The organism is Duganella callida (assembly GCF_004614165.1).
GTDB classification, from domain to species: domain Bacteria; phylum Pseudomonadota; class Gammaproteobacteria; order Burkholderiales; family Burkholderiaceae_D; genus Rugamonas; species Rugamonas callida.
Window position 1 is genome coordinate 14,111 of record NZ_SPVG01000042.1, and the last position, 13,898, is coordinate 28,008.

Here is a 13,898-nt window from a genome sequence, read left to right on the forward strand (position 1 = left end):
CGGTAAAGCCCCTATGGTATCAGGCCAGCAGCGGATAGAGTGTGGCCACCAGCAGCAACGCCATCACGATATTGAAGATGCGGACCGAGCGCGCATCCTGCAACACGCGGCGCATCGCCACGCCGAACGCCGCCCAGCTGCCGACGCAGAGCATGCCCACGCACCAGAACACGCCCGCCAGCAGCGCCACGTCCAGCAACTGGAAGCCCTGCGGCAGATAAGTGGTCAGCGCACCGATGGTCATCACCCACGCCTTCGGATTCACCCACTGGAAAGCCGCCGCGCCCCAGAAGCCCATCGGCCGGGCATTGCTTGCCTGGGTGCCGGTCATCGGCGCCGCGCGCGCCAGCTTCCAGGCCAGCCAGAGCAGGTACAGCGCACCGGCATATTTGAGGATGGTCTGTAACAGCGGCAGCTGTTCGAACACCACGTGCAGCCCGAGTCCGGTGGCAAAGATCATGAAGGCGAACCCGCAGCAAATGCCGAACAGATGCGGCAGCGAACGCGCAAAGCCGTAATTCAGGCCGGACGCCAGAATCATGGTGTTGTTGGGGCCTGGCGTGATGGAACTGACGGCGGCAAAGCCGCACAGGGGCAGCAGCAGATCGGGCGACATGATGGTATCCGGTGATGAAGGTGTACCTGCATTGTAGGGCCCGGTGTACTGGTACTGACCAGCACACTTTACACGAATTGTGCCGTCACTGTATTGGTCTCTTTACCGATACGACTTGCCGCGCCGTCCAAGCTGCTTGTAGAAGCCTTCCAGTTCGCGGCCCACCAGATCCTGGCCGTTTTCGATTACGAAGTCCTGGAACGACGCCGCCACCTTGGGGATGGCCTGTCCGCTCAGGTGCATGATGTGCCAGTCCGCCTCCACCGGGTTCTGCGCCATCGGCAGCATGGCCAGCAGGCCGGCCTCGAATTCCAGGCCGCAGGCGTGGACCGACAGGAATCCCACGCCCAGCCCGGCCGACACCATGCGCTTGATCGCCTCGTTGCTCGACACCTCGGAGCCGAATTCCGCCGCATGGCCCGCTTCGCGCAGCAGTTTTTCGACTGCCGTGCGGGTGCCGGAGCCGCGTTCGCGCACCAGCAGGTTGGCCGCCATCACGTCGTTGAGGGTCAGTTTTTTCTTCTTCATCAGCGGATGCGACGGGCTGGCCACAAAGGCCATCGGATGACGCGCGAACTTGGCGGCATTGGTGCGCAACTCGCGCGGCGGCGTGCCCATGATGGCCAGATCGATCTCGTTCTTGCCCAGAAGGCTGATCATCTCGTTGCGGTTGCCCACCTGGAGCTTCAGCCGCACGTCCGGACGCTCCAGCGTGAACGGCACCAGCAGCGGCGGCAGCAGGTGCTCGGCGGTGGTCACGGCGCCGATACGCAGTGTACCGGAAGTCACGCCTTGCAGCGCCGCCAGTTCGTCGGTGGCCTGCTCCCACAGGCGCAGGATGCGTTCGGAGAAGTCCACCATCACCTCGCCGGCCGCCGTCAGCTGGATGTTGCGGCCCACCTTGCGCGTGAGCGGCATGCCGGCCATCTCTTCCAGCGTGCGCAATTGCAGCGAGACGGCGGGCTGGGTCAGGTGCATGGCGTCCGCCGCGCGCGATACGCTCTCGTGGCGCGCCACCAGCAGCAGCGATTGTAGCTGGCGGAAGTTGGCGTGATACATAAGAAATCCTTATCAATAACTGAAAATCTTTAATTTTTCTTTTAATGATACTACCTTTATATTGTGAATCATCAGACATCGATTCGACGGAGAATGAGCATGAGCATAGACGTGATCTTCCTGGGCCTGGACGGCGTTCTGTTCGACACCGAGGCGCTCCACCTTGCCGCCTGCAATGCGGCCTTCGCCAACGCCGGCCTGTCCGTACGCTGGACCGTGCCGGCGCTGCGCGCGGCGGCCGCGACCCACGGCTACGCGCGCGCCATCGCGTCGCTGGCCGGCATGCCTCTCGTCGCCAGCGACAAGCACCGCATCGCTCAACTGTTCGAAGACAAACACCGCGAATTCCATCATGCGCTGCTGGCGCGTCCGCCGCAGGCGCATAGCACGGCCATGGCGCTGATCGAAGACGCCAGTGCCGCCGGCTGCAAGATCTGCATCCTGACCGACCTGCCGTCGGCGGCCGCCTCCGCCCTGCTGGCGCGTTACTTCGGCGCCGATGTGAACAGCATCTTCAGCGTGGTCGCCGGCGACTGCCGCTTCGACGGCCCGGCCGGCACCGGTCCTTACGCCCACGCGCTGCACGCGACCGGGATCGCGCCGGACGACGCCATCGTCATCGACAGCTCGGCGCCGGCCCTGCGCGCCGCCGCCGCGATGGGCATGCGCACCGTGCCGGTCGCCGCCTACGGCATTGCCCACGGCGCAGCGCAGGGCGCCGAGGTGATACGTCCACGCCAGTTCCTCGCGTTCGACGCGCTGCACGCCGCCTGACGCCGCCCCGCCCCATTCACAACTGGAGAAGCAAATGGAAACCATCGTCATTGTCGGCGGCGGTGCGGGCGGGCTCGAGCTCGCCACCCGCCTGGGCGACACGCTGGGCGCCAGCGGGCGCGCGCGCGTGCTGCTGGTGGACCGCTGGCCCGGCCACTTCTGGAAGCCCCTGCTGCACACGGTCGCTTCGGGCAAATGCGACCCGCAGAGCACCGCGCTGTCGTTCCGCGCCCAGGCGCTCGAACACGATTTCGATTTCGTGCAGGGAGAGCTGCTGTGCGTGGACCGCGCCCACCAGACCATCACGCTGGCGCCGCGCACCGGCGGGGATGGCGCCTGCCAGGTGATCGCCTACGACAAGCTGGTACTGGCGCTGGGCGCCGTCACCAATTTCTACGGCGTGCCCGGCGCCGCCGAGCATGCGCTGACGTTGGACAGCGTGGCCGATGCCGAGACCTTCCGCCAGCGCTTCTTCGACACCTGCATCCGCGCCGGCGAGCGCAAGACGCCAGTGCGCGTGGTGATCGTGGGCGGCGGCGCCACCGGCGTCGAACTGGCGGCGGAACTGAGCAACACCGCACGCGCCCTGGCCGCCTACCGCGTGCATGCGCTGGACCCGGAACAGGATATCCGCATCAGCATCATCGAGCGCGGCGAGCACCTGCTGCCGCAACTGGACACGCTGCAGGCGCAGCGCGCCGCCAACCACTTGCGCGCGCTGGGCATCGATGTGCTGACCGCCACCAGCGTCGCCACGGTGACGGCGGAGGCGGTCACCGATACCACCGGCGGCGTACATCCCGCCGATCTCACGCTGTGGGCGGCCGGCGTGGAGGCACCCGCCCTGTGCGCGACGCTGAAACTGACGGTCGACCGGCTGCACAGAATCGTGGTCGACGGCAGCCTGCGTTCCACCAACGACGGCCGCATCTACGCGCTCGGCGACTGCGCCAGCTACACTTGTCCGCTCATGGGGCCGACGCCGCCACGCGCGCAGGTGGCGCATCAGCAGGCCATGTTCCTGGCCGATCTGTTGTCGCGCCGCGACGGTAACGGCCGGCCGCAATTCCGCTACCGGGATTACGGCTCGCTGGTTTCGCTCGGTCAGCAGGCGGCGGTCGGCGTGCTGGCCAGCGCCCTGACCGGCAGACGTTACCGGGTCGGCGGCGCGACGGCACGCGTCCTCTACCAGCTACTGTATCAAAAGCATCTGCTGCAGCTGCATGGCGCGCTCCGCGTGGCGGCGCAATCGCTGGCCGACTGGCTGCGTGCGCGCATCCTGCCGCCCGTGCGGTTGCACCGCTAAACCGGCCTATAATGGTCGGATGAATACCATCACCTCACTGAACCGCACCGCGGCCAACGCGCCCACCCCGGCGCCAGCCGCGAACAGCCCCGCGACCGGCGCCACCGGTACAGCGGGCAGCTCCGCTGCGTCACTGGTCGCTCTGAGCGGTGACGCACCAACCGCCGCCAGCAAGGGCATGCTGTGGGAGAACCGCTTCCACAGCAGCTCCAGTTATCTGATGGCGAACAACTTCCAAAGCTATAGCGGGTCGGCCCGGCTGAAGGGTCTGGGCGGCGAGCTGCTGAAGCAGGTGGCGTATGACGGCGCCGATTTCTCGCAATCGGTGCAGGCGGCGCCGGATGGCGTAAAGGCCGACACTTACGACATGCTGGTCTCGCCGACGGCGGTGGCCCAGCACGGCCTGGGCGACAACAAGGTCGCTCTGACCATCACCACCCGCAGCGGCGTCAAGGTCGAGCTGACGGTGGAAGCCGGCGATACCGGCATCGCCGTTCAGGCGAAAAGCGACGGTAAGCTGAATGAGGCCGAGCGCAAGGCGCTGGGCAAGTTGTCGGACGCCTTCCAGCAGGCCATCGACGGCATGAGCGAAGATCCGCCGCGCATCGATCTGGCGGGGTTGACGCAGTTCGACAGCTTCGTCCTGTCGTCAGTGGATCTGAAGGGCCAGGTCAAGGTCGATGGAAGCCAGATGCAGAATCTCGAATTCCATGCCGACGCCGCGAAACGCAGCGTGAGCTTCGCCGGCCCGGCCGGTTCAGCGAAGATCGCCGTGGACCTGAGCCAGCCGGCGGCATGGGGCAGCAAGGAGCAGCAAGCCAAGGCCCTGCACAACTATCTGGATCAGGTCGATCAGGCCAACACGCGCGGCCAGGGCAAGGGCGTGCTGCAGAATATGTTCAAAGACGCCTTCACCGACATGAACAGCGATTACGGCACGCAGCCGGTCGCGCGCGGCGTCACGCTGACCGATCAGGACCGCGCTTTCACCACCGGGCTGGCCGACTTCAGCGCCTCGATGTCGCAGACCGAGGTGGCGTCCAATCCGGCGCGCATCACCGAGAAGGACACCTTTTCCTACGAGCTGTCGCAGAAGACCACCATCTCCGGCAAATCGCAGCTGGACCGCGGCATCTCGCAGCAGCAACAGTCGCACCTGAAGGCGCAATATCACGCGCCGGTGTCGGCCAACGCCACGCTGGCACTGGACCTGAACCCGCAGTCGCAGAACTACAAATACATCACGATCGACGACAGCGCCAGCAGCAGCACCAGCATCGCCTACGACAAGGGTGTGCTGGCGAAAGCCCGGCTGGATATGGATGCCCATCAATCCATGCGCGTGCTGACCTATAGCCTGGGCAAGCTGAAAGACGATGCCGCCACACCGTATGGCAAGACCATGTCGCAGGACCTGATACCGATACTGGAACCCGAGCGGCTCGGCCAGCCGGCGCTGACCGAATCGCAGCGCGCGCAGACGCTGGCGTCCATCAACGACAAGATTTTCCTGCGCTCCAACCCCGACGCACTGCCGAATGAACGCACCTGAACACTTCATCCTGCTGGCCCGCTACAACGCGGACATGAACGCCCGGCTGTACGACGCGGCGGCACAGCTGCCGCCCGGAGAACTGACAGCCGACCGCAAGGCCTTTTTCGGCTCGCTGGCCGGCACCATGAACCACCTGCTGGCGGCCGACACCATCTGGCTGAAGCGCTTCAGCACCCATCCCGCGCGCTACCCCGCACTGCGGGCGGCAGAGGCGCTGCCGATGCCGGACAGCCTGAAACGTTCATACGGCGACAGCGTGGCCGAGCTGCGCGCTTGCCGCGAACAGCTGGACGGCATCATCAGCGCCTGGGCCGCGGAGATCCGCGGCGCCGACCTGGATCATCCATTCGAATACCGCAGCATGGCCGGCGCCAGCTACCGCAAGCGCTTCGGCGACGTGCTGCTGCACTTCTTTAACCATCAGACGCACCACCGCGGCCAGGCAAGTACCCTGCTGACCCAGGCCGGCGTGGACATCGGCGTCACCGACCTGCTGGTGTGGGTGCCCGATCTATGAAGCTCGCCGTCTACAGCGCCCAGCCTTACGACCGCCGCTTCCTCGAAGAAGCGCGCAGCGCCATGTCCGGCGTCGAGACGGTCTACTTCTCCGACCGGCTGGAGCTGGACACGGTGCCGCTGGCGCAGGGCTGCGGCGCCGTCTGCGTGTTCGTCAACGACAAGCTGGATGCGCCGGTGCTGGAAGCGCTGCACGCGCTGGGCGTGCGCGCCGTGCTGCTGCGCTGCGCCGGCTTCAACAACCTCGATATCGCCGCCGGCATGCGGCTGGGGATGTTCATGGCGCGCGTGCCGGCCTACGCGCCGGAAGCGGTGGCCGAACACGCGCTGGCGCTGGTGATGACGCTGAACCGCCGCACCCACCGCGCCTACGCGCGCGTCCGCGAAGGCAACTTCGCGCTGGATGGCCTGCTGGGCATGACGCTGCACGGCAAAACCGTGGGCATCGTCGGCGCCGGCCAGATCGGCGCGGCCGCCGCACGCATCTTCCACGGCATGGGCTGCAAGGTGCTGGTCAGCGACCCCGCACCCGCGTCGCAGCTGGATGGCCTGGTCGAACGCGTCAGCCTCGACGAGCTGCTGACCCGTTCCGACATCGTCTCCCTGCACTGCCCGTTGATGGACGCCACCCGCCACATGATCAACGCCGCCAGCCTGGCCACCATGAAGCGCGGCGCCATGCTGGTCAACACCTCGCGCGGAGGGCTGATCGACACCGCCGCCGTGATCGACGCGCTCAAATGCGGCCAGCTCGGCGCCCTGGCGATCGACGTCTACGAACAAGAAAGCAATCTGTTTTTCCACGACCACTCCAGCGACATCATCGCTGACGATGTGTTCCAGCGCCTGATGACCTTCCCGAACGTGTTGGTCACCGGCCACCAGGGCTTCTTCACCATCGAAGCGATGCGCGAAATCGCCACCGTCACTTTCGCCAATCTCGCCTGCTACCTGCAAGGCGCGCGCTGCCCCAATGCCCTGGGAGCCAGCGCCTGACCCCTCCCCGCCGGCAGGCTTGTGCCGGCCGGACAGCCCCGATATACTGCATTGCAGCAACCCTGTATTGACAAGGATAGCCATGTCCCTCGCTTATCGCGCCAACGCCGATTTCGCCCAGTTGAATCACCCGATGCGCGTGCCGCTGTCGGCGGAGATTCATTCCCGTCCCTTCCTGCAGGTGCAGGCGCCCGAGAGCCTGACGCATTTCGCCCTCTATCTGCGGCAGGACCAGCCCTCGCGCCAGAACCACCGCGCCAGCCAGCACAAGATCCTGGAACAGCTTTGCCTGCATTACGGCGTGGCCACGCCGCATCCGCAGGCGCGCTACTTCTTCCATGATTTCGGCCGCTTCCGCCTCAAGTGGGAATGCCACACCGAGTTCGCCACCTACACCTTCGTCGAGCGCGGCGAGCCTGGCGTCGACTGCCGCGCCTCGTTCGAGCGCATGCCGCTGCAGAACGTCCCGCAGGAATGGCTGGCGGGCCTGAACGGCAAGATCATCGTCGCCGCCCACGTCCTGCTGTGCAAAGGCTTGGTCGAGGACACCGCCTTCGCGCAGGACGTGCACCAGCTATTCCAGGGCAAGACGCTGGTCGGCAGCCAGGTCGCCAACGGCGCCGAAGTGTGGACCGACTTCCTGATCCAGCCCGATGGCTTCAGCCGCTTCGTGGTGCGCGACCTGCAGCTGAAGGAGCTGCAGGCCGGCCGCCTGGTCGGGCGCCTGTTGGAGATCGAGACCTACCGCATGATGGCCCTGCTCGGACTGCCGCAGGCGGAAGCCACGCAGCCGGAGCTGAGCGGCATCGAGAACGAGCTGGCCAATCTGACCGCCACCCTGGTGCGCGGCGACGGCGACGAGGACCAGCACCTACTGCACCGGATCACCAGCCTGGCGGCGCAGGTGGAAAAAATCTCGGTCACCAACAGCTACCGCTTCTCGGCCTCGCAGGCGTATTTCAGCCTGGTGCAATCGCGCATCGCCGAACTGCGCGAAGTGCGGGTGGAAGGCATGCAGACGCTGGCCGAATTCATGGGACGCCGGCTGGCGCCCGCCATGAACACCTGTACCTCGGTGGCGCAGCGGCAGGAATCGCTGTCCAAGCGTATCGCGCGCAGCAACGACCTGCTGCGCACGCGCGTCGGCATCGAGCAGGAGAAACAGAACCGCCGCATCCTGCAATCGCTGGACGCGCGCGCGGCGCAGCAACTGCGGCTGCAGCAGGCGGTGGAGGGCCTGTCGGTGGCGGCGATTTCCTATTACACGCTGGGACTGGTGGGCTACGTCGGCAAAGCCATGAAGGCCGGCAGCCTGCCGGTGAATCCGGATCTGCTGACCGGCATCGCCGTACCGCTGGTGATCGCCGGCGTCTGGCTGGGCCTGCGCCGCCTGCACCACCAGCTGTCGGGCAAACACTAGGCGGCAGGCGGATTGAAACGGCTCGCCAGGAAACTGGCGATGCGTTCCTGCGTGCTTTCCAGGTACGGAATGTTGAGGTGGTCGGAATCGGGCACGATTTCGTCCGCGTGCAGCAGCCCCAGTTTCTGCACCAGCTGGTCGGTGTGCGAATGCGGCACGATGTCGTCCACCGCCGCGCGCAGCACATACGCCGGCGCCTTGATCTGGTGGGCGTATTTCACCGATTCGAATTTATGCTGGAGGAAGTAGTCGACCGGCAGCGTCTTGAACTTGCGTTTGGCCAGCGCCAGGATCGAATCGTAAGGCGTGATCAGCACGATGGAATGCGCATCGCGCTCCATCGCCACCTGCACCGCCACGCCGGAGCCCAGGCTGCGGCCGACCACCGCCACCCGCTTGGGATCGACGTGGTGGCGCTCGGCCAGCCAGTCGAACAGCAGGCGGCCGTCTTCGACGAAATGTTCTTCGGCCGGATCGCCGTGCGAATCGCCGTAGCCGCGGTAGTTCACCGCCAGCACCGCCATGCCGGGGAACAGCTTGCCGGCGTCGCGCGCCACCCAGGATACTTCCTCGGAGCGGCCGCCAAAATACACCACGCCGGGATGCGGACCTTTCACCGGCGGCGTCATCAGCCAGCCGGACAGGCGTGTGCCGTCCTTGGCGCGCACGACGATCGGACGCGTGCGGTGACCGGTGCTGTACGGCTTGAGCACCTCGCGCTTGCTTCCCAAGGGGTTGAACAGCAGCCGCTTCTGGTTGGCCGCCACGGCGGCGGTCAGTCCCATCCACAGCACGCTGACGACACCCGCCAGGCCTGCGACTTTTTTGGAATTGTTCATGGCTTTACTTTACTCTTATCCTGCAATCCTGCTGTACGCCAGCATACAAATTTTGCGGCGGCGTGGTATAGACCATACATGGGGGTGATTGCCTCTTTCTCAAGTTGGAGGGCGCAAGCCGGTATAATCTGCGCTTCGCTTTTTATACCTGGCTGACAATGAAACCTGCTGTCGTTCTGTTGCACAGTTCCATGAGCTCGAAGGCCCAGTGGGCGTCGCTGAAGACGCAATTGGGCGACGACTACCGCTGCATCGCCGTCGATCTGCAAGGCTACGGTGCATCGCCCTTCCCGGCCGATGCCGGCGCCGGCTATGTCCACACCCTGGCCCACGAAGTGGACGCGGTGGTGGCCGCCATCGCTTCCGAGCTGGAGCCGGGCGAAGCCTTTCACCTGGTCGGCCACTCGTTCGGCGGCGCCTGCGCGCTGCACCTGGCGCGCCGCATGCCGCAGCGTGTGCTGTCGCTGACGCTGTTCGAGCCGGTGGCCTTCCACCTGCTGCCGGCGCGGCATCCGGCGCACGCCGAGATCGTCGGCGTGGTGCGGCGCATCCTGGCCTGCGGGGCAGATACCGACGCCACCCGCATCTTCATCGATTACTGGAACCGCGGCGGCGCCTTCGATACAGCGCCGCCGTCCGCGCAGGACAAGATGGTCGCGCAGATCGCCAAGGTCAAGCTGGACTTCCAGGCGCTGCTGGGCGAGCCGGCGACGCTGGACGACCTGGCCATGCTGACCATGCCGGCGCTGGTGATGGCCGGCGAGCGCAGCCCCGCCTCCACCCGCCTGCTGGTGGAACAACTGGCCGCCGCGCTGCCCAATGCCACCGCGCTGCAGACGCGTGGCGGTCATATGGGACCGATCACCCACCCGGACGTCGTCAATCCCGCCATCGCCGGCTTCCTGGCCGGCGCCGAAATCACCACCGAATAAGGAACGCCATGCGCCTGCCTGTCCTGCTGCTTAGTGTGTTGACCCTGAATCTGCCTCTGATTTCCGCCGCGACAGCGGCAGACTACAATCTGCCGGCGCGGCCGGATACCGTCGCCTGGGGTTATTACTCCGGCCAGGCCAAGCCGGTGCTGACGGTCCACAGCGGCGACACCGTGCGCATGCAAACCTTGTCCACCTGCGGCACGCCGGAGCGCATGGTCGCGGCCGGCGTCAAAGCGGAAGACATCCCGCCCTACACGGCCGCCATCTACAACGAAGTCAAGGACAAGGGACCGGGCGGCCATATCCTCACCGGCCCGGTCGCCATCGCCGAAGCGGAGCCGGGCGACGTACTGGAAGTGCAGATCCTGAAGGTGGACCTGGACGCCAACTTCGCCTGCAACGCCTTCTCGCTCAACAAAGGCTTCCTGCCGATGGAGTACCCGTACAGCCGTTTCAAGATCGTGCCGCTGGACCGCGAGAAGATGATCGGCCGTTTCGCTCCCGGCATCGACATTCCCTTGAAGCCCTTCTTCGGCAGCATGGGCGTGGCGCCGGCCGGCGGCAAGATCGACAGCGCGCCGCCGTTTGCCCATGCCGGCAACATGGATAACAAGCACCTGGTGGCCGGCACCACGTTGTACATCCCGGTGGCGGCCAAGGGCGCGCTGTTCGAAGCCGGCGACGGCCACGCCGCGCAGGGCAACGGCGAAGTCGATATCACGGCGCTGGAGACCTACCTGAGCGGCAGCTTCCGCTTCGTGGTGCACAAGAACCGTCACCTGCTGTGGCCGCGCGCGGAGACGCCCACCCACATCATCACCATGGGCTTCAGTCCCGATCTGAAGACCGCCACCGAACACGCGCTGCGCGACATGATCGATTATCTGGTCACCGAAAAACACCTGAGCCGCGACGACGCCTACATGCTCTCCAGCGTGGCGGTGGACATGGAGATCACCCAGCTGGTGGACGGCAACGTTGGCGTTCATGCCATGCTGCCCAAGCAGATCTTCAGCAGCAAAGCCACTCCCTGAGGAGGGACTCTGCGACGCCGGGGCGATCGTGCTATTCTGCACGGCTGACCTGGCGCGACGCCATAGACCCTACTCCCAGAAGATGAAATTTTTAAAACTGATCGCCATCCTGACCTGGCTGTTTGCCGCCGGTCTGGCGGCCGCCCAATCACCCGCCCCCGCCGCCGACGCCAAACAACTCTGGCAGTTGCTCGACTACGTCTCTGTCGATTACGGCGGCGCTGTCGCCAAGGGCGAAGTCCTGAGCCAGTCGGAATACGCCGAGATGCGGGACTTCACGGAAAACGCCGGCAAGCAGGCACGCGCCTTGCCGCCAACAGCGGCGCAGGGACAGATCATCCAGGCTGTCGACGCGGTGCGCGCCGCCGTGGCTCGCAAAGCCGATATCACCGAAGTCGCCAGGCTGGCCAAACAGGCAAACGCGCTGATCGTGACCGCCTACGCCATTCCGCTTGCGCCAAGGTCCACGCCGGACATCACCAAAGGCGCCACCATCTATGCCGCCACCTGTGCCGCCTGCCACGGCGCCACCGGCGACGGCAACGGCCCGCTGGCCGCCAAGCTCGAGCCCAAACCGATCGCCTTCAAGGATGCCGAACGTGCCGGCGCGCGCAGTGTGATGGCGCTGTACCAGGTGATTTCGCACGGCGTCGAAGGCACCTCGATGGCCAGCTACGCCTCGCTGCCCGAAGACGACCGCTGGGCACTGGCCTTCTTCGTCGGGGGCCTGTCGCATGACGCTGCCATGCGCAAGCACGGCGAACAGTTGTGGAACGGCGGCAAAGCCAAACGGCTGTTCCCCGACCTGACTGCCATCACCACCACCACGCAGGCCGCGGCAGCCGAAACGCTGGGCGCGGACGACGCGCGCGACCTGACCGCCTACCTGCGCGCCTATCCGGGCGCGGTCGAACAAGGCAAACTGTCCGGCCTGGGCCTGTCGCGTCTGCGCCTGAAAGAAAGTCTGCAGGCGCTGCACGCCGGCGACCGCGCCAACGCCACCCGCCTGGGCCTGTCGGCCTACCTCGACGGCTTCGAGCCGATCGAACCGATGGTCAGCGCCCGCAACCCCACGTTGATGACGGCCGTGGAAGACGCCATGCTGGCCTACCGGTCCGCCGTCTCGCAGGGCGATGCGCCGAAAGCGGAAGCCGCCGCCGTCCGTCTGGAGCAGCTGTTCACGCAGGTCGACAACGTGGTCGGCGACCACAAGGCCGATCCGATGACCACCTTCGCCGGCGCCGCCACCATCCTGCTGCGCGAAGGTGTGGAAGCGCTGCTGATCGTGATCGGCATGATCGCCTTCCTGAAAAAAGCCAGGCGTCCCGACGCCCTTCGCTACGTGCACGGCGGCTGGATCAGCGCGCTGGCGGCCGGCGCGCTGACCTGGGGCGTGGCCACCTACCTGGTCGACATCAGCGGCGCCAGCCGCGAACTGACCGAAGGCCTGGGCGGCATCTTCGCTGCCGTGGTGCTGCTCAGCGTCGGCCTGTGGATGCACCAGAAGAGCGCCGCCGGACGCTGGCAGGCTTATTTGGAAAGCAAGCTGACCGCCATCCTGTCGCGCCGCTCGGCCTGGGGTCTGTTCGGCCTGGCCTTCGTGGCGGTATATCGCGAGGTGTTCGAAACGGTGCTGTTCTATTCGGCCATCGCCGCCGACGGCAACAACGGCGCGCTGGCCGGCGGCTTCGTCGCCGCCGTGGTGCTGCTGGGCGTGATCGCCTGGGTGCTGCTGCGCACCAGCGCGCGTATGCCGCTGGCGAAGTTCTTCTCGTGGACCTCGGTCCTGATCGCGGTGCTGGCGGTGGTCCTGGTCGGCAAGGGCACGGCGGCGCTGCAGGAAGCCGGCTGGCTCAGTGTCAGTCCGCTGCTGATCCCGCGCATCGACTGGCTGGGCATCAACCCGACCATCCAGACCACGCTGTCGCAGGTGGTCGTGGCGCTGGTGGCCCTGTTCGGCTTCAGCATGAACCGCGCCTCTGCCCGCAAGGCCAGGCCATGATGGCGCTGAAACACAGGCTGGCGGCACTGGCGCTGGGCGGCGCGGCGCTGCTGGCACACGCCGGCGAACGCATGGTCGACATCGCGCCCGGCGTCAATGGCGCCTGGGTCACGCCGGACGGCGCCTGGGATGGCCGCGCGGTGCTGATCCTGCACGGCTTTGCCGACGACATGAATGGCGCCGGCAATCTGAGCCAGCGCATGTCGGCACGGCTGGCGCGGATCGGTATCGCCTCGCTGCGCGTGAATTTCCGTGGCGAGGGTGACCGCAATCGCAGCGACATCGACTCCACGCTGGATACCCGCATCGCCGACACTGAGGCGGCATATGCCTTCCTGCGGAAGCAGCCAGGCGCGCAGCCGACGCACACGGGGGTGCTGGGCTGGAGCCTGGGGGCGACCACCGCCATCGTCACCGGCAGCCGTCATCCGCAGTGGTTCCGTAGCATGGTGCTGTGGTCCTCGCCGAGCGGCGACCAATGGGCGCGGATGATGGAGTCGCCGGTGGCGCAACAGGCGGTGCGCGATGGTGCTGCGACCGAGGTGGTGCCGGGGTGGAAAAGCATTACCACCAAGCGGGCGTTTTACGAGAGTTTCCATGGCGTGGATCTGGACCGGCTGCTGCCGAAGTATCCGGGCGCCTTCCTGGCCATCCGCGGCAGCAAGGACTTCTTGCCGGCGCACGAGGCGGAGATGCTGAAACTGGTGCCGGGCAAGCCGGCGGAGGCGGCGCTGATCGGCGGCGCCGATCATATTTTCAACGTGTTCCAGCCCGATAGCGACGCTTCGCAGCGCGTGCTGGATCTGACGGCCGACTGGCTGGCGCGCACGCTCTAATACCTTACCC

General features: G+C 66.2%; 13 protein-coding genes. 10 read left to right on the top strand and 3 right to left on the bottom strand.

Going from position 1 to position 13,898, the window contains the following annotated elements:
• Window positions 1-19: 19 nt before the first annotated feature.
• Window positions 20-616 (bottom strand): LysE family translocator, encoded by a 597-nt coding sequence (locus tag E4L98_RS04570; protein ID WP_135200392.1) that lies wholly within the window; start codon window positions 614-616, stop codon window positions 20-22.
• Between the two features lie 102 nt (window positions 617-718).
• Window positions 719-1,675 carry a LysR family transcriptional regulator gene (locus tag E4L98_RS04575; RefSeq protein WP_135200393.1) on the bottom strand — a complete coding sequence of 319 codons (957 nt, stop codon included), beginning with the start codon at window positions 1,673-1,675 and terminating at the stop codon, window positions 719-721.
• 99 nt (window positions 1,676-1,774) lie between these two features.
• Here E4L98_RS04575 and E4L98_RS04580 point away from each other — a divergent pair, with 99 nt between their 5' ends.
• From E4L98_RS04580 to E4L98_RS04605, 6 genes are all read left to right on the top strand, one after another.
• Window positions 1,775-2,449, top strand: a complete 675-nt coding sequence (locus tag E4L98_RS04580; RefSeq protein WP_135200394.1) for an HAD family hydrolase — start codon at window positions 1,775-1,777, stop codon at window positions 2,447-2,449.
• A 34-nt stretch (window positions 2,450-2,483) separates the two neighbouring features.
• The gene (locus E4L98_RS04585) at window positions 2,484-3,755 is read left to right on the top strand and encodes an NAD(P)/FAD-dependent oxidoreductase (protein ID WP_135200395.1); all 1,272 of its coding nucleotides are present in this window, start codon (window positions 2,484-2,486) and stop codon (window positions 3,753-3,755) included.
• Window positions 3,756-3,774: 19 nt separating this feature from the next.
• Window positions 3,775-5,307: a hypothetical protein gene (locus tag E4L98_RS04590; protein ID WP_135200396.1), complete on the top strand. Its 1,533-nt coding sequence runs from the start codon at window positions 3,775-3,777 to the stop codon at window positions 5,305-5,307.
• Window positions 5,294-5,827, top strand: coding sequence for a DinB family protein (locus tag E4L98_RS04595; RefSeq protein WP_135200397.1), 534 nt, complete (start codon window positions 5,294-5,296; stop codon window positions 5,825-5,827). Before E4L98_RS04590 ends, E4L98_RS04595 begins: the two co-directional genes overlap by 14 nt.
• The gene (locus E4L98_RS04600; RefSeq protein WP_135200398.1) at window positions 5,824-6,822 is read left to right on the top strand and encodes a 2-hydroxyacid dehydrogenase; all 999 of its coding nucleotides are present in this window, start codon (window positions 5,824-5,826) and stop codon (window positions 6,820-6,822) included. Before E4L98_RS04595 ends, E4L98_RS04600 begins: the two co-directional genes overlap by 4 nt.
• Window positions 6,823-6,904: 82 nt before the next feature.
• Window positions 6,905-8,242 (top strand): DUF3422 family protein, encoded by a 1,338-nt coding sequence (locus E4L98_RS04605; protein ID WP_135200399.1) that lies wholly within the window; start codon window positions 6,905-6,907, stop codon window positions 8,240-8,242.
• On the opposite strand, the gene E4L98_RS04610 is transcribed toward E4L98_RS04605, so the two are convergent.
• The gene (locus tag E4L98_RS04610; RefSeq protein WP_135200400.1) at window positions 8,239-9,081 is read right to left on the bottom strand and encodes an alpha/beta hydrolase family protein; all 843 of its coding nucleotides are present in this window, start codon (window positions 9,079-9,081) and stop codon (window positions 8,239-8,241) included. The two genes, E4L98_RS04605 and E4L98_RS04610, sit on opposite strands and share 4 nt — an antisense overlap.
• Before the next feature lie 158 nt (window positions 9,082-9,239).
• Here E4L98_RS04610 and E4L98_RS04615 point away from each other — a divergent pair, with 158 nt between their 5' ends.
• The 4 genes from E4L98_RS04615 to E4L98_RS04630 all read left to right on the top strand — a co-directional run bounded on the left by E4L98_RS04615 (window position 9,240) and on the right by E4L98_RS04630 (window position 13,888).
• A complete protein-coding gene (locus E4L98_RS04615) occupies window positions 9,240-10,013 on the top strand; it encodes an alpha/beta fold hydrolase (RefSeq protein ID WP_135200401.1) in 774 nt (257 codons plus the stop codon).
• An 8-nt stretch (window positions 10,014-10,021) separates the two neighbouring features.
• Window positions 10,022-11,050 (top strand): acetamidase/formamidase family protein, encoded by a 1,029-nt coding sequence (locus tag E4L98_RS04620; protein WP_135200402.1) that lies wholly within the window; start codon window positions 10,022-10,024, stop codon window positions 11,048-11,050.
• An 82-nt stretch (window positions 11,051-11,132) separates the two neighbouring features.
• Entirely contained in the window at window positions 11,133-13,052 is a 1,920-nt protein-coding gene (locus E4L98_RS04625; protein WP_135200403.1) for a cytochrome c/FTR1 family iron permease, read from the top strand.
• Window positions 13,049-13,888 (top strand): alpha/beta hydrolase family protein, encoded by an 840-nt coding sequence (locus E4L98_RS04630; protein WP_135200404.1) that lies wholly within the window; start codon window positions 13,049-13,051, stop codon window positions 13,886-13,888. Before E4L98_RS04625 ends, E4L98_RS04630 begins: the two co-directional genes overlap by 4 nt.
• Window positions 13,889-13,898 lie beyond the last annotated feature (10 nt).